20 protein-coding genes and 1 pseudogene are annotated in these 21,248 nt (G+C 62.3%); 16 read left to right on the forward strand and 5 right to left on the reverse strand.

Features of this window, described 5'->3' with window-relative positions:
- Positions 1-49: 49 nt before the first annotated feature.
- From RSO67_RS21950 to RSO67_RS21965, 4 genes are all read left to right on the forward strand, one after another.
- Positions 50-724, forward strand: coding sequence for a dienelactone hydrolase family protein (locus tag RSO67_RS21950; RefSeq protein WP_093759598.1), 675 nt, complete (start codon positions 50-52; stop codon positions 722-724).
- Between the two features lie 73 nt (positions 725-797).
- Complete coding sequence (locus tag RSO67_RS21955; protein ID WP_315840562.1) at positions 798-1,283, forward strand: GNAT family N-acetyltransferase; 486 nt, start codon at positions 798-800, stop codon at positions 1,281-1,283.
- Positions 1,284-1,502: 219 nt separating this feature from the next.
- Positions 1,503-3,665, forward strand: a complete 2,163-nt coding sequence (locus RSO67_RS21960; protein WP_315840563.1) for an anthranilate synthase component I — start codon at positions 1,503-1,505, stop codon at positions 3,663-3,665.
- Between the two features lie 28 nt (positions 3,666-3,693).
- Complete coding sequence (locus RSO67_RS21965; protein ID WP_068733118.1) at positions 3,694-4,239, forward strand: adenine phosphoribosyltransferase; 546 nt, start codon at positions 3,694-3,696, stop codon at positions 4,237-4,239.
- A gap of 7 nt (positions 4,240-4,246) precedes the next feature.
- Here RSO67_RS21965 and RSO67_RS21970 read toward each other — a convergent pair whose 3' ends face one another.
- Positions 4,247-4,915 (reverse strand): hypothetical protein, encoded by a 669-nt coding sequence (locus tag RSO67_RS21970; RefSeq protein WP_315840564.1) that lies wholly within the window; start codon positions 4,913-4,915, stop codon positions 4,247-4,249.
- A gap of 48 nt (positions 4,916-4,963) precedes the next feature.
- Positions 4,964-5,718, reverse strand: a pseudogene (locus tag RSO67_RS21975) (hypothetical protein).
- Positions 5,719-6,025: 307 nt separating this feature from the next.
- On the opposite strand from RSO67_RS21975, the gene RSO67_RS21980 reads away from it, so the two are divergent.
- From RSO67_RS21980 to RSO67_RS21995, 4 genes are read left to right on the forward strand one after another with little or no spacing between them, the layout of a single operon-like run.
- The gene (locus RSO67_RS21980) at positions 6,026-6,505 is read left to right on the forward strand and encodes a MarR family transcriptional regulator (protein ID WP_315840565.1); all 480 of its coding nucleotides are present in this window, start codon (positions 6,026-6,028) and stop codon (positions 6,503-6,505) included.
- On the forward strand, positions 6,502-8,568 hold the full coding sequence (locus RSO67_RS21985) for an FUSC family protein (protein ID WP_315840566.1): 2,067 nt from the start codon (positions 6,502-6,504) through the stop codon (positions 8,566-8,568). Before RSO67_RS21980 ends, RSO67_RS21985 begins: the two co-directional genes overlap by 4 nt.
- Entirely contained in the window at positions 8,565-8,774 is a 210-nt protein-coding gene (locus RSO67_RS21990) for a DUF1656 domain-containing protein (protein ID WP_068733131.1), read from the forward strand. The genes RSO67_RS21985 and RSO67_RS21990 overlap by 4 nt, the downstream gene beginning before the upstream one ends.
- Positions 8,771-9,673 (forward strand): HlyD family secretion protein, encoded by a 903-nt coding sequence (locus RSO67_RS21995; protein WP_315840567.1) that lies wholly within the window; start codon positions 8,771-8,773, stop codon positions 9,671-9,673. The genes RSO67_RS21990 and RSO67_RS21995 overlap by 4 nt, the downstream gene beginning before the upstream one ends.
- Positions 9,674-9,835: 162 nt before the next feature.
- Here RSO67_RS21995 and RSO67_RS22000 read toward each other — a convergent pair whose 3' ends face one another.
- A complete protein-coding gene (locus RSO67_RS22000) occupies positions 9,836-10,879 on the reverse strand; it encodes a helix-turn-helix transcriptional regulator (protein WP_315840568.1) in 1,044 nt (347 codons plus the stop codon).
- A gap of 236 nt (positions 10,880-11,115) precedes the next feature.
- Here RSO67_RS22000 and RSO67_RS22005 point away from each other — a divergent pair, with 236 nt between their 5' ends.
- From RSO67_RS22005 to RSO67_RS22015, 3 genes are read left to right on the forward strand one after another with little or no spacing between them, the layout of a single operon-like run.
- Positions 11,116-13,320, forward strand: a complete 2,205-nt coding sequence (locus tag RSO67_RS22005) for a TonB-dependent receptor (protein ID WP_315840569.1) — start codon at positions 11,116-11,118, stop codon at positions 13,318-13,320.
- A gap of 46 nt (positions 13,321-13,366) precedes the next feature.
- The gene (locus RSO67_RS22010; RefSeq protein ID WP_315840570.1) at positions 13,367-13,735 is read left to right on the forward strand and encodes a hypothetical protein; all 369 of its coding nucleotides are present in this window, start codon (positions 13,367-13,369) and stop codon (positions 13,733-13,735) included.
- Positions 13,732-14,988 carry an MFS transporter gene (locus RSO67_RS22015; RefSeq protein ID WP_315840571.1) on the forward strand — a complete coding sequence of 419 codons (1,257 nt, stop codon included), beginning with the start codon at positions 13,732-13,734 and terminating at the stop codon, positions 14,986-14,988. The genes RSO67_RS22010 and RSO67_RS22015 overlap by 4 nt, the downstream gene beginning before the upstream one ends.
- On the opposite strand, the gene RSO67_RS22020 is transcribed toward RSO67_RS22015, so the two are convergent.
- Entirely contained in the window at positions 14,960-15,928 is a 969-nt protein-coding gene (locus RSO67_RS22020) for an ABC transporter substrate-binding protein (protein ID WP_315840572.1), read from the reverse strand. The two genes, RSO67_RS22015 and RSO67_RS22020, sit on opposite strands and share 29 nt — an antisense overlap.
- A 279-nt stretch (positions 15,929-16,207) precedes the next feature.
- Here RSO67_RS22020 and RSO67_RS22025 point away from each other — a divergent pair, with 279 nt between their 5' ends.
- Complete coding sequence (locus RSO67_RS22025; RefSeq protein WP_315840573.1) at positions 16,208-17,416, forward strand: glycosyltransferase family 4 protein; 1,209 nt, start codon at positions 16,208-16,210, stop codon at positions 17,414-17,416.
- Here the strand turns inward: RSO67_RS22025 and RSO67_RS22030 are convergent.
- The gene (locus RSO67_RS22030; RefSeq protein ID WP_315840574.1) at positions 17,413-18,339 is read right to left on the reverse strand and encodes a LysR family transcriptional regulator; all 927 of its coding nucleotides are present in this window, start codon (positions 18,337-18,339) and stop codon (positions 17,413-17,415) included. The genes RSO67_RS22025 and RSO67_RS22030 overlap by 4 nt on opposite strands.
- Before the next feature lie 107 nt (positions 18,340-18,446).
- Here RSO67_RS22030 and RSO67_RS22035 point away from each other — a divergent pair, with 107 nt between their 5' ends.
- From RSO67_RS22035 to RSO67_RS22050, 4 genes are all read left to right on the forward strand, one after another.
- Entirely contained in the window at positions 18,447-19,145 is a 699-nt protein-coding gene (locus RSO67_RS22035; protein ID WP_315840575.1) for a pirin family protein, read from the forward strand.
- A 56-nt stretch (positions 19,146-19,201) separates the two neighbouring features.
- Complete coding sequence (gene wrbA, locus RSO67_RS22040; RefSeq protein ID WP_315840576.1) at positions 19,202-19,801, forward strand: NAD(P)H:quinone oxidoreductase; 600 nt, start codon at positions 19,202-19,204, stop codon at positions 19,799-19,801.
- A gap of 277 nt (positions 19,802-20,078) precedes the next feature.
- Positions 20,079-20,453, forward strand: a complete 375-nt coding sequence (locus tag RSO67_RS22045) for a winged helix-turn-helix domain-containing protein (protein WP_315840577.1) — start codon at positions 20,079-20,081, stop codon at positions 20,451-20,453.
- A 146-nt stretch (positions 20,454-20,599) separates the two neighbouring features.
- Complete coding sequence (locus RSO67_RS22050; RefSeq protein WP_315840578.1) at positions 20,600-21,166, forward strand: DUF2478 domain-containing protein; 567 nt, start codon at positions 20,600-20,602, stop codon at positions 21,164-21,166.
- Positions 21,167-21,248: the final 82 nt, after the last annotated feature.

Consider the following 21,248-nt stretch of genomic DNA (forward strand, 5'->3'; position numbering starts at 1 on the left):
CACGTGAGGGGTCTATAAGTTGGCCCGAACCATTCCAGCGGAGGACACCATGGGAACATCGATCAGCTTCAAGCGCCCCGACGGCAAGGAAGCCAAAGGCTATCTCGCCAATGCCCAGGCCGGCAACGCGCCGGGTGTTGTCGTGATCCAGGAATGGTGGGGTCTTCAAGAGCAGATCAAGGGCCTGGCCGATCGTCTCGCGCTGGCCGGCTTCGATGCGCTGGCGCCGGATCTCTATAACGGCGTGGTCGTGCCCTATCACGACACGGACGCTGCCGGCAAAGAGATGAACTCGCTGGATTTCATGGATGCCACGACGCAGACCGTGCGCGGAGCCGCGCAATATCTGTCGCGTAATGGCGCCAAAGTTGGTCTCACCGGTTTCTGCCTTGGCGGCGCCGTGACCATCATCGGTTCGTGCAAGATTCCCGAACTCAAGGCCGCCGTGGCGTTCTACGGCATTCCGCCGGAGCAGGCCGCCAAGCCCGCCGATGTGCAGGTGCCGCTGCAGGGCCATTTCGCCAATCGTGATGACTGGTGCACACCTGCGGTGGTCGATGCGTTCGAGAACGGCCTGAAGGCTGCCGGCAAGTCCGCCGAATTCTTCCGCTATGATGCCGACCACGCGTTCGTCAACGAACAGCGCGTCAGCGTACATGATCGCGAAGCCGCCGAACTCGCCTGGGGCCGGGCCACGGCGTTCTTCAAGAAGCATCTGGGATAAACGATTGGCGGCGGCCGTGCCCTCGGCGCTTCCGTTCGCCGGCTTGATGCATGATCGGTGAGCATGTAGTCGGATGCCAATGGCATCCGACTACACCATTTCCGATTTGCGCCAGCAGGCCGACTTCTTCGACGCCGTCGCCGATCGTATCTGGCAGGCGTGGTGGAAGCGTCATGGCGTGCCTGAGGCCTATATCGTCGAGCGGCTGCGCGAGAACATGCAGGGGACCGACCTGCCGATTGCGTTGGTGGCCCATCGTGGGCCGGACTTTCTCGGAACGGCGTCGCTGCTGGTGTCCGATCTCGACGAGCGCCCGCAATATACGCCCTGGGTGGCGGCGGTCTGGACCGAGCCCGATGCCCGCAAGCAGGGCGTCGCCCCGTCGCTCATCGAGCGGGCCTGTCTGGAGGCCTTCTCCCGCGGTCATGCCCGGGTCTATCTCTGCGCTGCCCCGCCCCGTCGGGCCTGGTACGAGAGCATCGGCTGGACCCCGATCGAGGACGGCGTCGGGGCGCTCAAGCTGACGGTATTCGTCCGGGAGCGGCCGGAGGCCGTCTAGTCCCTTGACCTTCGGGCCCGGCCATGGTGATTTGCCGGCCATGAGCACCCCTGTCCGCAACAGCCGTCGTTGGTGGCGCACCTCCTGAAGAGGTGGTCGGTGCGATTTGCTTATTTTCAATCGTCGAAGGCCGCCATCGCAGTGCGACGGCCTTTGTTCGTTTTTTGGCTTGTTTGTTCTGTGTGGCGCCCCCTCCGGCATGTTTCCTAAGAGGACACCATGAACAGGACTGTGTTTTCGCTCCCCGCTGACAGCGCCTACAAGACCCGCGCGGGTCTCTCCGTGGCGCGCCATGTCGATTATTTCACCGGCGGCACCGCGCTGGACGATCTGATCGTCCGGCTCGACCAGCGCCGCGGCGTGGTGCTGTCGTCGGGCACCACGGTGCCCGGCCGCTATGAGAGCTTCGATCTCGGTTTCGCCGATCCGCCGCTGCTGCTGGAAACCACCGGGACGGATTTCACGCTGACCGCGCTGAACAAGCGTGGCCAGGTGTTGATCGCCTTCCTCGCCGACACGCTGCAGGATCCCTGTATCGCCCTCGACGGGCGGACGATGTCGAAGCTCAAGGGCCACATCATCCGCGGCGAGGCGCCGGTCGAGGAAGACCAGCGCACCCGCCGCGCCAGCGTGATGTCGCTGGTGCGCGACATGGTCGCGCAACTGTTCTCGTCCGACGATTCCATGCTCGGGCTCTATGGCGCCTTCGCCTATGACCTCGTGTTCCAGATGGAAGACCTGAAGCAGAAGCGCACGCGCGAGGCCGACCAGCGCGATATCGTGCTGTATCTGCCCGACACGCTGCTGGCCTATGACCGCGCCACCGGCCGCGGCGTGCTGATGTCCTATGACTTCACCTGGAAGGATCGCTCCACCGAGGGCCTGCCACGCGATACGCCGGACAGCGGCTATAACAAGGCGCCGCGCCAGGGCTTTGCCGATCACGCGCCCGGCGAATATCAGCGCACGGTGGAGAATGCCCGCGCGGCGTTTGCACGCGGCGACCTGTTCGAGGCGGTGCCCGGTCAGTTGTTCGCCGAGCCCTGCGAACGTTCGCCGGCGGAAGTGTTCCAGCGGCTATGTGTTATCAATCCGTCGCCCTATGGCGCGCTGATGAATCTCGGCGATGGCGAGTTTCTTGTTGCGGCATCGCCCGAGATGTTTGTGCGCTCCGACGGCCGCCGCGTCGAGACGTGCCCGATCTCCGGCACCATCGCCAGGGGCGTCGATGCCATCGGCGATGCCGAGCAGATCCGGCAGCTCCTGAATTCGGAGAAAGACGAATTCGAACTCAACATGTGCACCGACGTCGATCGCAACGACAAGGCGCGCGTCTGCGTGCCCGGCACGATCAAGGTGCTGGCGCGGCGGCAGATCGAGACCTATTCGAAGCTGTTCCACACTGTTGATCATGTCGAAGGCATGCTGCGTCCCGGCTTCGATGCGCTTGATGCGTTCCTGACCCATGCCTGGGCGGTGACGGTGACCGGTGCGCCGAAATTGTGGGCGATGCAGTTCGTCGAAGATAACGAGCGCTCGTCGCGGCGTTGGTATGCCGGCGCCATCGGCGCCGTGTCATTCGATGGCGGCATCAATACCGGCATCACCATCCGTACCATCCGCATGAAGGATGGCCTCGCCGAAGTGCGAGTTGGCGCAACGCTGCTGTTCGATTCAGATCCCGTCGCTGAAGAGAAGGAATGCCAGACCAAGGCCGCGGCCCTGTTCCAGGCGCTGCGCGGCGATCCGCCGAAGCGTCTGTCGGCCTTCGCGCCGGATGCAACCGGTTCGGGCAAGAAGGTCTTGTTGATCGATCATGATGACAGTTTCGTGCATATGCTGGCAGATTACTTCCGTCAGGTCGGCGCGACCGTCAGCGTGGTTCGTCATGTCCATGCACAGACCGTCCTGAACCGCGAGAGTTTCGATCTCCTCGTGCTGTCGCCGGGGCCGGGACGTCCTGCCGATTTCGGCATCGGCAAGACACTCGATACCGCGCTGGCCAAGAAACTGCCGGTGTTTGGCGTGTGCCTGGGCGTGCAGGCAATCGGCGAATATTTTGGCGGCGTGCTGGGCCAGCTCGCGCAGCCGGCGCATGGCCGGCCGTCGCGGGTGCAGGTGCGGGGCGGGCGGTTGATGAACGGTCTGCCCAATGAAATCGTCATCGGCCGCTATCACTCGCTGTTTGTCGAGCAGGACAGCATGCCCGATGTGCTCACCGTGACGGCCTCGACCGAGGACGGTGTCGCCATGGCCATCGAACACAAGACGCTGCCGGTCGGCGGCGTGCAGTTCCACCCGGAATCGCTGATGTCGCTTGGCGGCGAGGTCGGCTTACGTATCGTCGAAAACGCATTTCGGTTGGGGCAGCGCCCCAACTGATCTCCATCTGAAGAACCGAAAGACCCTGATGACACCCGAACTCGCGCACGATCTCAAAGCCTCCGTCCGTACCATTGTGGATTATCCGAAGCCGGGCATCCTGTTTCGCGACATCACCACACTGCTGGGTGATGCGCGCTCGTTCCGCCGCGCGGTGGATGAGCTGGTGCAGCCCTGGGCGGGGCTGAAGATCGACAAGGTCGCCGGTATGGAAGCGCGCGGCTTCATCATCGGCGGCGCGGTGGCGCATCAGCTCTCGGCCGGCTTCGTGCCGATCCGCAAGAAGGGCAAGCTCCCGCACACGACCGTGCGGATCGCTTACTCCCTTGAATACGGTATCGACGAGATGGAAGTGCATGCCGACGCCATCAAGCCCGGCGAGCGCGTGATCCTGGTGGATGATCTGATTGCCACCGGCGGCACGGCTGAAGGTGCGGTCAAACTGATGCGCCAGATCGGTGCTGAGGTGATGGCCGCCTGTTTCATCATCGACCTGCCGGATCTCGGCGGCGCGGCGAAGCTGCGGGCGATGAATGTGCCGGTGCGGACGTTGATGACGTTCGACGGGCATTGATTGCCCGTCACGAGCCCTGCAGCAAAAGTCCCAGCTCGATTTCCCGAAAGCTGAAATAATTCTTCCGGATCCACTGATGCAGCTCGGTGGATGAATCCTGCTCCGAGCGCAAATAGCTGGTGAAGGAGAAATTCAGCCGGTCGATATAGGTCTTGAGGAACACCGGCAGCGCCGCGATACGCAGCATGCGGCCCTGCGCCAGCGCCACCGGGATTTCGCCGCGCAGCACGTGTTCGTTGTCGATCACATAGAGCGAATTGCGGGTGAATTGCTGCTGCAGCATCTCGTAGCCGCGCAATGAGGCACGGTCGCTGTCGCCCATGAAGAACACGATGGGCGCCACGCCGCGGCGTGCCGCTTCCTTGGCGAAACCGATCTCGCCGGTCATTTTGAAGAATTCGTCGAAGGCGAAATAGCCGAGGTCAATCACCTTGGCCATGTCGTCGTTGATGATGAGCCGGTCCATCAGCGACATCTTGCCAAATGTGTCATTGACGTCGGCGGTCTCGGTCAGCTTCGGCAGGAAATCCAGCAGCGACGGTTCTTTCAGGCTGACATCGAAACCGATGACGTCGCCGCGCTGCAGCTTCAGGAATTCGCATAACAGGCGCGCGACGAGGGTCTTGCCGACCATCGGCCGCGTCGAGCAGATGATATAAACGGGCGTGCGTCGCATCGGCGCAATATCAGGCGAATCCGACGCCGCTCCAATCGTTAAATGGACTTACTTCTCGCCCGGGCTGCGGGCGCCGGGCTTGTCGTGGACGATATCGGTCAGCTTGATGCGGTCGAATTCGCTCCAGACATTGGCCAGCCAGTGCCGGACATAGCCGCGCAGCACGAATGAATAATTCGCGGTCTCGTCATGCGGTCCCTTGTTGGCGACGAATTTCAGGAACGGCACGCTGGAGACTTCGACCTGCTCATAGGCCATTTCGTTCAGCTTCGGGATGGTGATCTCGGTGGCGCCCTTGATGCGGTGGAAATAGGAATTGTAGGTCGCCTGGTCCCATTCGAAGAAGCTGGTGTTGTTAATGAAGTTCTTCACCAGGAAATACTTGGCGCCGTCCATGAAGCCGGCGGTCTCGGCGATCTCGTCCAGGAGGCGATCGACGGGCCGAGTATATGGAAAACGGCAAAGGTGATCTGGCCGGACTTGGCGGCATCGAGGAAGCCGATGTCACGCAGATCGGCCAGCGCCCGGGACAGCAGGCCTGCGCGGACGTCGATCACGGTCACCGAGGGCGACGCGCTGTTGAGCGTATCGAAAATCTTCATCTGATCGGCCGTGGTCGTCATGTCGACGATCTCGGTGATGTCCGAATGGAACCGCTTCAGCGTGCCGCGCGGCGACTCGGTGTCGAAAGCGCGGGTCGGGACGTTATTGGCGCTGAAATAGTCCAGAACCGTCCGCGAAACCGTGGTCTTGCCGACCCCACCCTTGTCCGCGCCGACGACAATCACTGCTGGCTTCGCCATGGAATTCCTTTGCCGCTTTCAACTGGAGCATCCGCGCGATGGAGATTCGCGCGCCGGAGAACACTACCCGATGCCTGCTTTGGGCGCGAACATGGCAGAAACAAGGGGGATTTCAATCGCTGAAAGATGTGGCCCACGGAAATCATTGGGAAATTCTCCATATTTGGTCGCGGGCATTGTTTTCCGCATTCGGATCGCCGGACCGGCTAGCCGGTTCTTCGGCCTGCCGCCGATCCTCACCACACCGTGATTGACGCGGCGCACAAAATCGATTGCAGCCTAATCGATAGCATCCTATCTAATTTCCATGCCCCACTCCCAAGCGCATATCCAGGCCGAACTGGGCCTCTTGGTTGCGCGACTGGCACGGGTCTGGCGCCGCAAGGCTGACCAGACCCTGTCGGCGCATGGCCTGTCCGAAGCCACGGCACATCCACTGCTGATCCTGTCCCGCGCCGGACGCGAGAATGTGCGTCAGGGCGTGCTCGCCGACGAAATGGGGCTTGAGGGCCCGTCGGTGGTCCGGCTGATCGATCTGCTGGCCGCCGAAGGGCTCGTCGAGCGCCGCGAGGACCCGACCGACCGCCGCGCCAAGGTGCTGCATCTGACGCCGCTGGGCGAAGCCAAGGCCGAAGAGATCAGGCGCGTGATGCGGCGGCTGCGCGGTGACCTGATGAAAGGGATCGCGCCCGATGAACTTGCTATTGCCTTCGATGTGCTCGGACGGATCGAGCAATCGGCCAATCGTCTGTATAAGGCCGCCGAGGAGGCGGACGCGCTGCCATGACCTCCGCTGCTGCCCAACCGCCGTTTCTCGTCCGCCACGCCGACATCATCTTCTCCGTGAAAACCTTCATCGCCGGCATGATGGCGCTGCTGATCGGCTTCGCCATGGATCTGCCGCGGCCCTACTGGGCACTGGCCACGGTCTATATCGCCTCGCAGCCGCTGGCCGGCGCGACGCGTTCGAAAGCGCTATTTCGCGTCATCGGCACACTGGTTGGGGCTTCGGCCAGCGTGGTACTGGTCCCGAACCTCGTCAATTCGCCGGAACTGCTCAGCCTCGCCATCGCGCTGTGGGTCGGTCTCTGTCTCTATGTGTCACTGCTGGACAGGACGCCGCGCGGCTACATGTTCATGCTGGCCGGCTATACCTGCGCCCTGATCAGCTTTCCCTCGGTCAACGAACCCGCAGCCATCTTCGATACGGCCGTGGCGCGCAGCGAGGAGATCATTGTCGGCATTCTCTGCGCGACGCTGGTCTCAACGATTCTGCTGCCGCGCAGTGTCGGTCCGGCGGTTGCAGCACGGGTCGATAGCTGGCTCGCCGGCGCGCGCAGACTGACGCAGGAAGTGCTGGCTGGTCGCAGCGCCGATCCGGCCACGCGCGACCTGCGTCTCAAGCTCGCGGCCGACGCCGTGGATATCGATACGCTGGCGGATCATCTGGCCTATGACCGGCTCGGCGGACGCGAAACCTCACGCTGGATGCGCGCCTTGCGCACGCGCATGCTGACATTCCTGCCGCTGCTGTCATCCATGGGCGATCGCATCGATGCGCTCGGCGAAGATGCCCGGACGGCCCATCCGCAATTGATGGCGCTGATCGACGATGTCTCGGCCTGGATTGCCGACAACGGCACCGACCGCGAACCCGCCGAACGGCTGCGCAGCATGATCGCCGCGCAGCAGCCGAAACTGAGCGCGTCGTCGTCGTGGACCGAGATCATGATCGCGAGTCTGCTGACGCGGATGCGCGAGCTGGTCGATATTTCGGCGGATTGCCGGGTCCTCAATCAGGCGATTGCCGAGGGCGGTCGCCCGCCAGGCGCGAAACTCGCCTTTCAGGCCGAAGCCGGCGTGGCGCCGGTGCGGCATGTCGATCACGGCATGGCGCTGTGGTCTGCAGCAGGCGTGTTCGTCACCATCCTCGTCTGCTGCGCGTTCTGGATAGCCACCGGCTGGACCGATGGCGCGACAGCACCGACCATGGCGGCTGTCGGCTGCTCGTTCTTCGCCAGCATGGACGATCCCGCGGTGGGGTTGCGCGGCTTTGCCAAATGGACGCTGGCCGCGATGGTGATCATCGCGCTCTATCTGTTCGCGATCCTGCCGGCCATCACCGATGTCGAGTTGCTTGTGGCCGTGCTGGCGCCGCCGTTCCTGCTGTTCGGTTATCTGATCGCACGCCCTGCCACTTTCTTCATCGGCATGCTGCTGGCCGCGAATACCGCGACGCTGATGGCGCTCCAGACGACCTACAATGCCGACTTCGCGACTTTTGCCAATTCCAGCGTGGCTTTCTTCGTCGGTACTGAACTGTCGGTCATCTCGATCCAGTTGATCCGCTCAGTCGGCTCCGAATGGAGTGTGAAGCGGCTGATGCGGCGCGGCTGGATCGCCATCGCGCAGGCTGCCGAACAGCGCGGCAATCGTGACCGCGCGGCCTTTGCCGGGCTGATGCTGAACCGCATCGGTCTCCTCGCACCGCGGCTGACGGCGCTGAAGGATTCGCCGCTGCGTGCTGTCGACAACCTGCGCGAATTGCGCGTCGGGCTGAACATCGTCGATCTACGCCGGGCACGTCATCATCTGTCGTCACCGACGCTCAATGCCATGGACACGATGCTGGACGAACTGGCTGTGAGCTTCCGCAACTACAAAGGCGGCGCGATGCCGGAGCCGCTGCTCGCGAAAGTCGATCACGCGCTATCTGAGGCCATGGGCGAGCGCGGGGTAGGGCGCGCGGACGCGTTGATCGGCCTCGTTGGCATTCGCCGCGGTCTGTTTCCGACGGCACCGGCCTATCTGCCCGAACCGGGCCTTCTCGCCGGGAGTGTGGCCGCATGAGATATGAAATCGATCTGTTCGGGGTGCTGTTGCCATCGCTGATGCTGTGGCTGGTCATCACTTACGCCATCGGCGCACTGCTGCGCCCCTTGATCGAACGCTCCGGCCTCTATCGCTATGTCTGGCACCGCGCACTGTTCGATCTTGCTCTCTACGTCTGCCTGCTGGGCGGCGTTGTCTATCTATCCTCCGGATTGCTGTCATGAAAAACACTGTGAGTTTCATTCGCCGTTTCGCCGTCACCGCGCTGGCCGTCGTCGCCGCGCTGGCTGTGGGACGTTATCTCTGGGTCTACTATATGGACGCGCCCTGGACCCGTGACGGCCGCGTCCGCGCCGACGTGGTCACCGTGGCCCCGGATGTGTCCGGCTTCGTCACCGAGATCCTGGTGAAGGACAATCAGAAGGTGACGCGCGGCGATGTCATCATGCGGATCGACCGCGCGCGTTTCGCACTGGCGCTACAGCAGGCCGAAGCCGTTGTCGCCGGCCGTACGGCCAGCCTGGAGCAGGCCGATCTCGATCTGAAACGCTATAAGGACCTGACGACGGCGGCGGTCTCGCAGCAGAAGCAGGAGCAGGTGCTGGCCACGCAACTGCTCGCCAAGGCATCGCTGGATCAGGCCATTGCCGATCGGGCGGTGGCGCAGCTCAATCTCGATCGCAGCGAGGTCCATGCGCCGGTATCCGGCATCATCTCCAACATGGATCTGCGTCCGGGCACCTATGTCACCGCCGGCAAGGGCGTGATGGCGCTGGTCGATACGTCGAGCCTGCACGTGGACGGTTATTTCGAGGAGACCAAGCTGTCGCGCATCCATGTCGGCGATCCCGTGCACATTCACCTGATGGGCGATGCCGCCAAGCTCACCGGCCATGTGGAGAGTGTCGCCGCCGGCATCGAGGACCGCGACCGCGCCGAAGGCAGTAATCTGCTGGCCAATGTGACCCCGACCTTTAGCTGGGTTCGTCTCGCCCAGCGCGTGCCGGTGCGCATCGCGCTCGATCCGGTCCCGGCTAGCGCGACGCTGGTAGCGGGGCGTACGGCGACGGTGGAGATCCTGCCGGGCAACGAAACAACGTTGGCGAAAGCGAAGGTAGACTAAGCGGCGGGCCCTCCATACACCCTGTTGTCATCCCCGCGAAGGCGGGGATCCATAAACACTCCCGTTTCGATGATCACCGTTGGGAGAAGCCTTCACTTCAGCGGAGAGGATGGAGGTTATGGGTCCCCGCCTTCGCGGGTAGGGTTGTTCGTGCTTAACTCGCTAATTGTCGACTATCGGTGACTGTGCACCCACCAGCATCACTTCAAACCGCGCCCGTATTTCCCGAGGCGTGGCGCCAAAACGTTTCTTGAAGGTGCGGTTGAAATAAGAGAGATCGCCGAAGCCGACCTCGAAGGCGATGGTGCTGACGGCACGGTCGGCGCGGTTGCCATGGCGCAGCATGTGAAACGCACGTTCGAGACGTCGCTCCAGCAGATAATCCGAAAACGTCCGGCCCTCGGCTTCGAACAATTTCTGGAAGTAACGTGCGGTGACGCCATGGGTCGTCGCCAGCCGCTCCAGTGACAGCGTCGGCTGGCTGAGGCTGGCTTCGATATCGGCCTTGAGCGACAGCAGGCTGATGGTCGGCCGGTCCTGTCGCAGCGCCGCGCGCCGCTCCGGCGCATCGGCCTCATCGATCATCGTAGCGACAAGGCCGTTCATGTAGTCGATGGCGAGGCCGGTCAGCGCGGCCGAATTCATCGGCAGCAGGCCGCGCATCACCGCCGCAGCGTAGTGGCCGAGCGCAATCAGCCCGCCATTGTCATGGGCGATGTGGCGCATGCCGGCATGGCCATTGCTGGGGAGTAGCAGGCAGTCGACGCGGCTCACATCATTCATGATAAAGGTGGTGGCGCGGCCGGGATCGAGAATGATCGCCTCGCGCGGCATGCATGTCTGGCGCTGGCCGTCCTGCTGGACGATCACCACGCCGTCGGACGGCCGCAGCACCAGGATGTCCTGCGGCGAGTCGTTGCCGGTCGTGGCGCTATCGTCGTCGGGCATGGTCCAGAGCGGCGCGGGATCGAAACACGACATCAGTCCGAGGTGCGGCTGCATCCGCAGGATCGCCTTTGACTGGAACGGCGCTGCGCGAAACGATCCCAGCGAATTGCGCTGCACGGTCTTCCACGGCAGGCGGCTCTCAAGCGGCTTGCGCAGGGTGTCATCGATATCGTCGGCAACCAGCCAGAGCGGGACGAGAGGGCAATCGGGAGCGGCATCGACGCAGGATGGAGACCGCGACTGATGCGCGTTTGCCACAGCATCGAATCCAAACCGCTTCGTTCGCTCCAGTCCGACTATCAATTCACCGAGTCCAAGTCATGCCATGGGCTGTGCCGTATCGCTGTGACGATAGACGGAATGCACAGGCGTAAGAAGAGTAAAGCCGCGGTTGGAATTTACATTGATTCCAAACTGCTGCGGCCTCGGTTGAATTGACCGGCTCGACCTCTCCTGTGCTTCGTCGCCACGAACATACGGAAGACTCCGAGCTCATGCGTTATAGCCAGTTCCTTCTCATCTCCGCCGTCGGGCTCATGTCGTCGCAGGTCGTGGCGCAGCAGAGCGCGGGCGTCACGCTCGACGAGATCACGGTAACGGCCGCGCGTGCCCAGCGCTCGATTTCGGATATTCCGCAGACCGTGCAGGTGGTCGATCAGAAGGAGATCGAAGAGCAGCTCAAGCAGAGCGGCAGCGCATCGGCGCTGCTGGCAAAATTGCTGCCGGGCTTCTCGGTCTCAAACCAGACCATCTCCGGCGCTTCCGAAAGCTATCGCGGACGCGACCTCCTGGTGCTGATGGACGGCGTGCCGCTGACGACGCCGCTCCGCGACGTCTCGCGTGTGCTGTCGCTGATCGATCTGAATTCCGTCGAGCGCATCGAACTCGTCGCCGGTGCATCGAGCCTCTATGGTGCCGGCGCGACAGGCGGCACGGTGAATTTCGTCACCAAGAAAGCGCAGCCGGGCGGTCCGCGCGTCAGCGTCAACACGGCGCTGCGCACCTTCACTGCCGATCCCGGCGGTTCGCTGGCACCGGAGCTGTCGGCCAGCGTCAGCGGCAAGCACACCAATGGCATCGACTACGTGTTCGTTGGCAGCGGTCGCGGCGCGCAGAAGACTTATGATGGCGCGGGCCGCGAGCTGCCATCGGACGCCATGCTCGGGCAGGGAGGTGGTGATCGTCTCGCCAGCGGCAATTTCCTGGGCAAGATCGGTTACGATTTCGATGGCGGCAAGCGCATCGAAGCCTCGATCAGCCAGTTCTATCTCGACCAGACGCCGAAATACCTCACCGACTATTCCGGCGCTTATGCGAAGCCGGATTTCACCAAGCCCTATACCGGGCAGAGCGTGCTGGAAGATTCGCGCTCGTTCCAATTGCGCTACAGCGATACCGACTTCGTGCTCGGCAATCTCAGCGTGGTCGGCTTCTATAACGACATCAAGAAGCGCTTCAACTATTCGGAGTTCTCCTATCCCTATAACTCGCTGGTCTATTATTCCGGCAACCCGCTGAGCCCGACCAGCCCCGCCAACCAGACCACGCTGTATTCCGAGCGCGGCGGGGTCAATCTGACGATCGATACGCCGCTCGACCGCATCTGGAACGGTGCCAAGGTGACCTGGGGTACGGACGTCGTCCATGACAAGACATGGCAGACACTGACCGATGGACGCGACGTGTTCACGCCGCTGACCCAGGTGACGACCGCGGGATTCGCGTTGGTGCAAGTCCCGATCACCGATCGGCTGACCGCGCGCGGCGGCGTTCGCTACGAGCATTTCGATCTCAGCGTCGACGACTTCCTGCGTCCGGCCGCCTATGCCGCGATCTCGCCCGTGACGCGCTTCGTTCTGCCGGCGCTCAATGTTATCGGCGGCCAGTACGAATATGCCTCGCCGACCTATAATCTCGGCGCGACCTTCAAGCTCAACAACAAGATCGATCTGTTCGGCGGTTTCTCGCAGGGCTATGCGCTGCCTGATGTCGGTGCCTATACGCGCCGCGCCGGCCTGTCATCCACGGCCTTTGCCTGTCCGGTAGCGACGCCGAACTGCCTGCCGCTGGCACGCCAGACCATCTCCTTCACCTCGATCGCGCCAGAAGCCCAGATCGTCAACAATTACGAAATCGGCATCCGCGGCGGCGACGGCCCCTACAAGGGAAGCATCACCGGTTTCGTCAGCACCTCCGAGAAGGGCGTGACATTCGATCCCGTCACCAACCTGATCTCGCAGCAGAAGGAAATGATCTACGGCGTCGAGTATATCGGCGAGATGGCGATCAACCGGAATTTCACGCTGGGTACCACGATTGGCTACAAGGAAGGCCGCTACGACACCAACAAGGATGGCGTGCTCGATAGCTGGCTTCCTAACAACAGGATCGGCAGTCCGGTGCGTGGTCTGATCTTCGGCGACTATCGCTTCGACAATGGCATCAAGCTGCGCATCGAGGGCGAGGGCTATGCCGCTCGCAATCGCGGCATCAACCTGACCAATACGGTCTATCCCATCGAGGGCGGCTTTACGATGAATGCCGCGCTGAGCGGGCCGGTCTATGGCGGCGAAGCCTATGCAGCCGTCAACAACCTGTTCGATACGGAGCTGCAGAATCCGACCGCCACCTCGGTGCGCAACCTGCCGGTCTATTCCTGGGGCCGGACCGTGACGGTTGGCTATCGCAAGACATTCTAAGACCAAACCTTCCAAGGCCACTTCCCAGGGAGTTCTAATTGCCATCATGGTGGATCTGGAGATTGATGAGAGCCTGCTGACGCTACGGTTCCTGCCGCCTTACGCGGAGACGGACGAGCGCGATTATCTGGCCGCGCTGGCCCGGGTTGGCGAGCATGATGCGCCATTCGAACTTCTGACCGTGTTCGGGGGCGGCGGGAAACTGTCCGTCGCCGGCGAGCGGGAGCAGGCGCTGTGGTTCAAGGCGACGCGCGGCCATATCTCCGCGCGCTGCCGTGCCGTGGCGATTGTACGCCCCGGCGCCAACAAGAAGATGGAAGAGACGTTTCGGAAGCTCTGGCCGATGCCGCTGGTGGCGCTCGAGGACGAAATCGCCGCGCGCGCCTTTCTCGCCGAACATCGCGGAGGCGCATGAGCACCGCAGAGCTTCACGCATCCGCGCCGATTGTCATCATGGAGCGCAAGCGCCTGTTCGTCGTGCTTGGCGGGCTGTATCTGGCACAGGCGATCCCGTCCTATCTGTTTGTCGCCGCCCTGCCGCCGATCATGCGCGAAGCCGGTGTGACGCGCAGCGAGATCGGCTATCTCAGTCTCTGGTTCCTGCCGTTGCTGCTGAAGTTTTTCTGGGCTCCCGTCGTCGATCGCATCCGTCCGTTCGCGCGCGCGCATCGCGCCGGCTGGGTGATCGTGACGCAGACCGGCGTGATTATCAGCCTGCTGTGCCTGATCCCGCTTGGCGCAACCAATGTCTGGGGCATCATCACGGTGGGCCTGTTCGGCTCATTGCTGATCTCGACACAGGACATTGCCACCGACGGCTATGCCGCGAAATATCTCGCGCCGGAGGATCGCGCCATCGGCAATGCGATCCAGGGCGGCTCGGTCGCATTCGGTGTTGTGATCGGAGGCACGCTCGGGCTGGTGCTGTATGCGCAGATCGGCTGGATCGGCATGCTGCTGACTATCGCGGGCTTCTCGCTGATCCCGCTCTTTGCCGCCTTCGCCATGCGCGAGGATGAAGCCGAACAGATCGATCCGTCGAAGCCGCGGCCTTCGGTGATGGCCTTCCTGCGCCGCCGGGAGGTGCGCAACATTCTCTGGATCGCGCTGATCTATCGGATGAGCGAGGGCCTCGTGAAGGCAATGGAGGGCAGCTACCTCGTCGATGCCGGCGTGTCGCTCAAACAGATCGGTTATCTCTCGGGTGGCGCCGCGACGACGGCGGGCCTCGCGGGCGCGGCTGGCGCGGCCTGGCTGTTGCAACGCTGCGGCACCGGCTGGACGCTGGGCCTGCTCGGCATTCTCCGCACCATCTGCTTTGCGCTGTTCACGGCGCATGCGCTGGGTGTCGTGACCGGCATCTGGCCGATTTTCGGCGCGGCCGGATTCCAGACCCTGATCCGCTACATGGAGATCGTTGCGCTCTACAGCCTGTTTATGGCGGCGGCATCGAAGGATCAGCCGGGCACCGACTTCACGATTCTGGCCTGTGCCCAGCTGATCATCTATTTCATCGGCTCGATGCTGTCGGGCCGCATTGCCGATCTGCTCGGCTATGGGACGCTGTTCAGCGTCGCCACAGTGTTGTCGCTGATCGCGGCAATTGCGACGATGCGCATTCTCGCCGCGCAGCCGCCCGCTAGTTCGACGCCGGCGCAGCCTGCGTGAAGCTGCGGTCGACGGCCTTGCTGACATCGACCTGCTTGGACAGGATCCCGTAGCGCGTGGCGCGGTCGGAGGCTTCCTGGAATTCCTTCACCACGCCATCGTCGATGGCGATCGGCCGTGTGTCCTGCGCCTTGTAGGCGCGCGCAAGCACGTCTTCCGGCAGCTTTGTCAATTCGGCGGTGTTTTTGGCGTATTCATTGACATGCTCGCGCGACCAGGTGCGGGCCTTGTTAAGCCGCTGCAACAGGTCGGCGACGGCCTCGCGCTTGGTGGTAATCGCCTGTTCGGAAGCGACGATAAAGGTCAGGGTCGGGGTCAGGCCCGTGCCATCGGCAACCACCCGTGCATTGTCTTTCAGCACGGCGTAGGAGATGTAGGGTTCCCATACGGCCCAGCCGTCGATCGAACCGGCGAGAAGGGCAATCTTGGCATCGACGGGACCGAGCGGCGCGAAAGTTGCGTCGCTGGTCTTGTAACCGGCTTTCTCCAGCGTCGCCTCAATCAGGAACTGGCCCCAGCCGCCGCGTGTGCCTGCGAGGCGCTTGCCCTTGAGGTCGGCAGCGGTCTTGATCGGTGAATCGTTGCGCACAAGAATCGCCTGTGTGTCCGCATTGGAGCGTGTGCCGCCTATCGCCCTGATCGGCGCACCCGCCGCGTAGACCGTGAGGAAAGAGAGGTCGCCGGTGTAACCAACATCGAGCGCACCGGCATTGATGGCTTCGAGGATCGGCGCGGCCGCAGGGAATTCCGACCACTGGATCTTGTAGGGCAGGTCCCTGGTGAGTCCCGCTGCCTCCAGCAGCGAACGGTTGCCGCCCTTCTGGTCGCCGACGCGCAGCGTGGCCTGATCGGCAGCGAAAGCGGAGGTGGCGAGTGCTGCGCTGAAGGCTGTGGCAATGAACGTTGATAGCAAACGTCGCGTAGGGGAGGCGGTGGTCATGGTCACTTTCTCTGATGCAATGGCGAGCATCAAAGCTACGTCCGACACGGATTCAGTCAATGAAATGGCTGACTGAATATCGCCGAGCGAAAGCAACGAATGTAGCGTTGCGGGAAATGGCGTGGAAGTTTTGCGCTTTCGGAAAATCTGATGTGTTTTGGCCCACCGTCAACCTGCGTGCGCATTCCAGCGCAACTCTGCCGTCTTTCCGCCAGAATTCGCTTCCGTGGCGCATTTGGTGCGCCGCAGAATAGCCACGAGCGTCAGCCGAAATAGGGAATGGATTACTCCGAACAGACAAAAACCCTGGCGTTATTTCGCAATCGGGCCGTTTGGAGCGCGACGGATTTGGAAGTCGCCCGGCATTCGGGCCGGGAGCATTTCAAAGTGGGTTGTGTGCTTCAATTGATTTCGTCGCTGACCGTGGGCGGGTCCGAGCGACTGCTGATCAATTTCGCTGCCAGTTGCACGCCGGGAGAGGACATTCCCCAGGTTTTCGTGGTCATCAACGACTTTTTCCATCCCGACCTTGCTGCCGAACTCTCCGCGACAGGCCATCCGGTCTACTTCCTCAGGCGTCCACCCGGGAACCGCAATCCACGTGTCATTCTAAGTTTACTCAACATCATCCGCCGTCACGACATTCGTATCATCCATGCGCATGACAGCGGCGCCAAGCACTTCGCCATGTTGAGTAAACTGTATCGTCCGATGAGCGTCGGCTACACGATTCACAATACCGGCCTCGTCAACGCGTGGGACCGCGTAAAGCTTCGGCTGCATCAGCGGTTCGTCGATTGGAACATCGCGATCTCTGCCGCGGTAGAGCGTGAATGTGAATCTGTCAAACTGAAGCGCCTGTTCAAGGTGCATAACGGCATCCCGCTCGCGACATTCGATAGAGTGGCGCGGCAACGCCGTTTCGGCTCGCCGTTACGGCTGATCAACGTGGCCCGCATCTATCCGAAACAGAAGGGCCAGGACATCCTGATCAAGGCGGTCAGCCTCTGCGTCGCGCGCGGGCTCGACATTCGCTGCGATTTCGTCGGCAGCCCGCCGGCGGGCGACGAGTCGACCCTCCTGAGTTTGAAGGCGCAGGCGATCGCCGAGAATGTCGCCGATCGTATTCGTTTTCTGTGTGGGCGCACCGATGTGTGCCGTCCGCTGGACGAGGCCGATATCTTCGTCCTGCCATCGCGTTTCGAAGGTTTCGGGTTGGTGCTGCTCGAAGCCATGGCAGTCGGCCTGCCCGTCATCGCCGCGGATGTCGATGGCCCGGCCGAACTGCTGGTGGATGGCTCGAACGGTATTAAATTTAAGGTCGGATCCGCCGAGGATCTCGCCGACAAGATCGCGGCGCTTGCGGCGCAGCCTGAGCTTGCCGCGAAGATCGCAAGGACGGCGAAGGATTTCGTCACCGAATTCGATATCGCCAATATGCGCGACCAGTATTTCGGCATCTACGGGCAGATGATGAAGGCGAGCTAGCCTGATGTATTGCGTGCGCGCTTGCCGGCGGCAGCGAGTTTGTCAGCAAGAAATTCCAGCAGCACTTCGACACGGGCAGGGCGGGGACCGCCCGGCGGCGTGACGAGGTAGACACCGCTCGACGATTGCGACCAGTCCTGCAACACGGCCTCCAGCGCGCCGCTCGCCAATGCATCGCCGACGATGAAATCCGGCAGATCGCTGATCCCCAATCCGGCGATCAGCGCAGGCAGCAGCGCCTCGCCATTGTTGACGCGGAGCGGCCCAGCCGGCCGAACGCTGGCCTGTTCGCCGGCCGCATTGGTGAAGTGCCAGACGCCGGGGGTCGAGAGATAGGTGTAGCCAAAGCACTTGTGGTCGGCGAGGTGCATGGGATGCGTCGGCCGGCCGTATTTCGCGAAGTAGGACGGCGCGGCCACGATGTAACGCTTCACCGGACGCAGCCGCCGCGCGATCAGGGATGAGTCCGGCAGCGATGCGATACGGATCGCGGCATCGAAGCCTTCGCCGATCAGGTCGACGGTCGCGTCGCTGAGGCTGAGGTCGATGGAGACCTCCGGATACTGTGCCAGAAATTCCGGCAGCAGCGGCGCCACCGTATTGGTGCCGTAGGTCATCGGCACAGCCAGCCGGACTAGCCCGCGCGGTGTCGCCGACTGCGCCAGCGCCTCGTTCTCGAGCGCTTCGCCGTCCGCCAGCAATTGCGCGGCCTTCACCGCCAGCGTCTTGCCGGAGTCGGTCAGCGCCAGCCGCCGTGAGGTCCGGTTGAACAGCCGTGCGCCCAATCGATCCTCGAGCCGGCCGACCGCCTTGGAGACGGTGGCCTTGGACAGGGTCAACTCGGTCGCCGCCGCCGCAAAGGACCGCAGTTCGACCACCTTGGCGAAAATCGCCAGCGCTTCGAAATCGGGAAGTTTAGGCATCTCAAAATCCGAAACGATGAGTTTCCATCATTTCTATTTATGCGCCATCTGCGAGGGCATATCCAGATGCCCAGGATGCAAATGCATCAAACGACGGAGATTTCGTCATGATCGACCTCAGACCTTTCGACAAACTCGGCGGCGCCGACCACGGCTGGCTCAAGGCCAAGCACCATTTCTCGTTCGGCAGCCACTATGACCCCGAGAATATGGGCCACGGCAGCTTGCGCGTCTGGAACGACGACGAGATCGCGCCGAACACCGGTTTCCCGGCTCATCCGCATTCCAACATGGAAATCATCACCTATGTCCGCGAAGGCGCGATCACGCATCAGGACAGTCTGGGCAACACGGGCCGCACCGAGGCCGGCGACGTCCAGGTGATGAGTGCGGGCTCGGGCATCCGGCACTCCGAATACAATCTGGAGGCATCGACCACGCGGATCTTCCAGATCTGGATCGAGCCCACACAAACGGGCGGCCAGCCTTGCTGGGGCGCCAAGCCGTTCCCGAAGGCCGATCGCTCCGGCCAGTTTGTCACCATTGCCAGCGGCTTCAAGAACGACGCCGGGGCACTGCCTATCCGGGCTGACGCCCGGGTGCTGGCCACCACGCTGAAGGCCGGTGAGACCGCGCAATATCCGCTGGGTAGCTCGCGCAACGGCTACCTCGTGCCGGCGGCCGGCGCGATTGAGATCAACGGCATTCGCGTCAACGCCCGCGACGGTGTCGCCATCCGTGATGAAGCAAACGTCACGATCAAGGCGCTGGAAGATTCCGAACTCGTCTTGGTGGACGCGGCCTGACGGCGCCCACCAACCATCAACCCGACCTATTCATCCCAATCCAACGGAGACTGACCATGACCAAAGTACTCGTTCTGTATTATTCCGCTTACGGCCATATCGAAGCGATGGCCAATGCCGTCGCCGAAGGCGCACGCGAAGCCGGCGCCACCGTCGACATCAAGCGCGTGCCTGAACTGGTGCCTGCCGAGGTCGCCAAGGCGTCCTACTACAAGATGGACCAGGCTGCCCCGATCGCGACCATCGACGATCTCGCCAATTACGATGCGATCATCGTCGGCACCGGCACCCGCTTCGGCCGCATGGCCTCGCAGATGGCGAACTTCCTCGATCAGGCCGGCGGTCTGTGGGCCAAGGGCGCGCTGCATGGCAAGGTTGGCGGTGCCTTCACTGCGACCGCGACCCAGCATGGCGGCCAGGAAACCACGTTGTTCTCGATCATCACCAACCTGCTGCATTTCGGCATGACCGTTGTCGGCCTCAATTACGGCTTCCAGGGCCAGATGAAGCTCGATGAGGTCACGGGCGGTTCGCCCTATGGCGCGACCACGATCACCGGTGGTGACGGCAGCCGCCAGCCTTCGGCCAACGAATTGGCCGGTGCTCGTTATCAGGGCAAGGTGATCGCCGAGACCGCGAAGAAAATTCACGGCTAACTAAAACGGATAGCAGATGCGAGAAAGGCGGCGTTCTGATTGCAGAGCGCCGCCCTATCTATGACGGAACAAACGGATTCGATTTCACAATGCTCGATGTGTATTTCATTTATCAGCTGGCACGGCGGCCGCTACACGCGATGGCGCGAAAATGGGTTTGCCGCGGCATCGCCCATGTGACCAAGGGCGAAGTGGTTTGCTCCGAATGCCGCCAACGCTGAAACGTTCCTTGATTGTTGGACTGGCAAGGTTGCGTCTACGGAAGTAAACTTGGGCTATGTCCAAATCAACCAGCCCACCGGTGCCAGCCCTCAGTATCCGTATCGACCTCGATTCCGAGGGGCGGATCGGACCGGGCAAGATTCAACTTCTCGAACATATTCATGCCACCGGTTCGATTTCCGCCGCCGGCCGCGCCATGGCCATGTCCTACAAGCGCGCCTGGGATCTGGTGGATGAACTCAACCGGATCTGCGGTCAACCAGCCGTCGAGCGCCAGACCGGCGGCAAGAATGGGGGCGGAGCTCTCCTCACGCCATTCGGCCTGACGCTCATCAAGCGCTATCGCGGCATCGAAAATGCCGCAGCCACCGCCTCGCGCAAGGAGCTGTTGGCGCTGAAGGGCGATATCGGCAAGAAGCGCAGATTCTAGCCTGCCACCCGGCGGTATCCTCGTTGTATCCGGATAAATATATCGCGACCGCCACCCTGTCGCGCTTTCGAATGCCTCTATTCTGGACTAGCATTGCGCTGTCCCCGGCCGCTCCCGGCGTGCTGGGTCTCAACCGGAATCCCGCAATGTTCGATGCCCAATGCGATCTCGCTGCGCTGGTCTATGAGAAAGACCAGGACCCCGATGCCGTATTGCAGGTTTTTGCGGCTGATCTGAGCAAGCGGGGCGTTCGCCCGGTCGGGCTGGTGCAGCTCGGACATCGCGAAGTGGACGTGCCGAAGCTCACAGCGGTGATGTTGCATACGGGCGCGCAGGTGCGCTTGTTTCAGGATCTCGGCCCCGGCGCAAAAGGCTGCAAGCTGGATGTCGGGCAATTGCTCAATGCGGGCATGCAGGTCGCCGACGCTATCGACGAGGGCGCCGATCTGGTCATCATCAACCGGTTCGGCAAGCAGGAGCGCGAGGGCAAGGGGCTCGCTTATCTGATTGAGCGTGCGCTCTCTAGCGAGATCCCCGTGGTGATCGCTGTGCCGTCGCATCGCTTTGCCGAATGGATCGAATTTGCCGATGGCATGAGCGTCAAACTTCGTTGCGATCGCGAGTCGCTCGACGGCTGGTGGGCGAAAGTCTCCTGCCGCACCGAGGGACTGATACGTCAGGACCATCGCACCGTTTGCGAAGTGCTGAAATAGAGTTTCTCTTCATAGCCGTAGTAAGCGAACCATCGCGGGCATCACTGCGAGTGCATCGAGCGCAATCACGTTTCCATCAATG

The sequence above is a fragment of the Tardiphaga sp. 709 genome (genome assembly GCF_032401055.1).
In the GTDB taxonomy this organism is placed as follows: domain Bacteria; phylum Pseudomonadota; class Alphaproteobacteria; order Rhizobiales; family Xanthobacteraceae; genus Tardiphaga.

Coding starts and splice junctions, on each gene's coding strand:
- wrbA (WP_315840576.1), top strand. CDS start 19,202: ATGACCAAAGTACTCGTTCTGTATTATTCCGCTTACGGCCATATCGAA.
- RSO67_RS21990 (WP_068733131.1), top strand. CDS start 8,565: ATGAGATATGAAATCGATCTGTTCGGGGTGCTGTTGCCATCGCTGATG.
- RSO67_RS21980 (WP_315840565.1), top strand. CDS start 6,026: ATGCCCCACTCCCAAGCGCATATCCAGGCCGAACTGGGCCTCTTGGTT.
- RSO67_RS21995 (WP_315840567.1), top strand. CDS start 8,771: ATGAAAAACACTGTGAGTTTCATTCGCCGTTTCGCCGTCACCGCGCTG.
- RSO67_RS22020 (WP_315840572.1), bottom strand. CDS start 15,928: ATGACCACCGCCTCCCCTACGCGACGTTTGCTATCAACGTTCATTGCC.
- RSO67_RS22025 (WP_315840573.1), top strand. CDS start 16,208: ATGGATTACTCCGAACAGACAAAAACCCTGGCGTTATTTCGCAATCGG.
- RSO67_RS22045 (WP_315840577.1), top strand. CDS start 20,079: ATGTCCAAATCAACCAGCCCACCGGTGCCAGCCCTCAGTATCCGTATC.
- RSO67_RS22050 (WP_315840578.1), top strand. CDS start 20,600: ATGTTCGATGCCCAATGCGATCTCGCTGCGCTGGTCTATGAGAAAGAC.
- RSO67_RS22010 (WP_315840570.1), top strand. CDS start 13,367: ATGGTGGATCTGGAGATTGATGAGAGCCTGCTGACGCTACGGTTCCTG.
- RSO67_RS22030 (WP_315840574.1), bottom strand. CDS start 18,339: ATGCCTAAACTTCCCGATTTCGAAGCGCTGGCGATTTTCGCCAAGGTG.
- RSO67_RS22005 (WP_315840569.1), top strand. CDS start 11,116: ATGCGTTATAGCCAGTTCCTTCTCATCTCCGCCGTCGGGCTCATGTCG.
- RSO67_RS22035 (WP_315840575.1), top strand. CDS start 18,447: ATGATCGACCTCAGACCTTTCGACAAACTCGGCGGCGCCGACCACGGC.
- RSO67_RS21970 (WP_315840564.1), bottom strand. CDS start 4,915: ATGCGACGCACGCCCGTTTATATCATCTGCTCGACGCGGCCGATGGTC.
- RSO67_RS21950 (WP_093759598.1), top strand. CDS start 50: ATGGGAACATCGATCAGCTTCAAGCGCCCCGACGGCAAGGAAGCCAAA.
- RSO67_RS21965 (WP_068733118.1), top strand. CDS start 3,694: ATGACACCCGAACTCGCGCACGATCTCAAAGCCTCCGTCCGTACCATT.
- RSO67_RS21955 (WP_315840562.1), top strand. CDS start 798: ATGCCAATGGCATCCGACTACACCATTTCCGATTTGCGCCAGCAGGCC.
- RSO67_RS22015 (WP_315840571.1), top strand. CDS start 13,732: ATGAGCACCGCAGAGCTTCACGCATCCGCGCCGATTGTCATCATGGAG.
- RSO67_RS21985 (WP_315840566.1), top strand. CDS start 6,502: ATGACCTCCGCTGCTGCCCAACCGCCGTTTCTCGTCCGCCACGCCGAC.
- RSO67_RS21960 (WP_315840563.1), top strand. CDS start 1,503: ATGAACAGGACTGTGTTTTCGCTCCCCGCTGACAGCGCCTACAAGACC.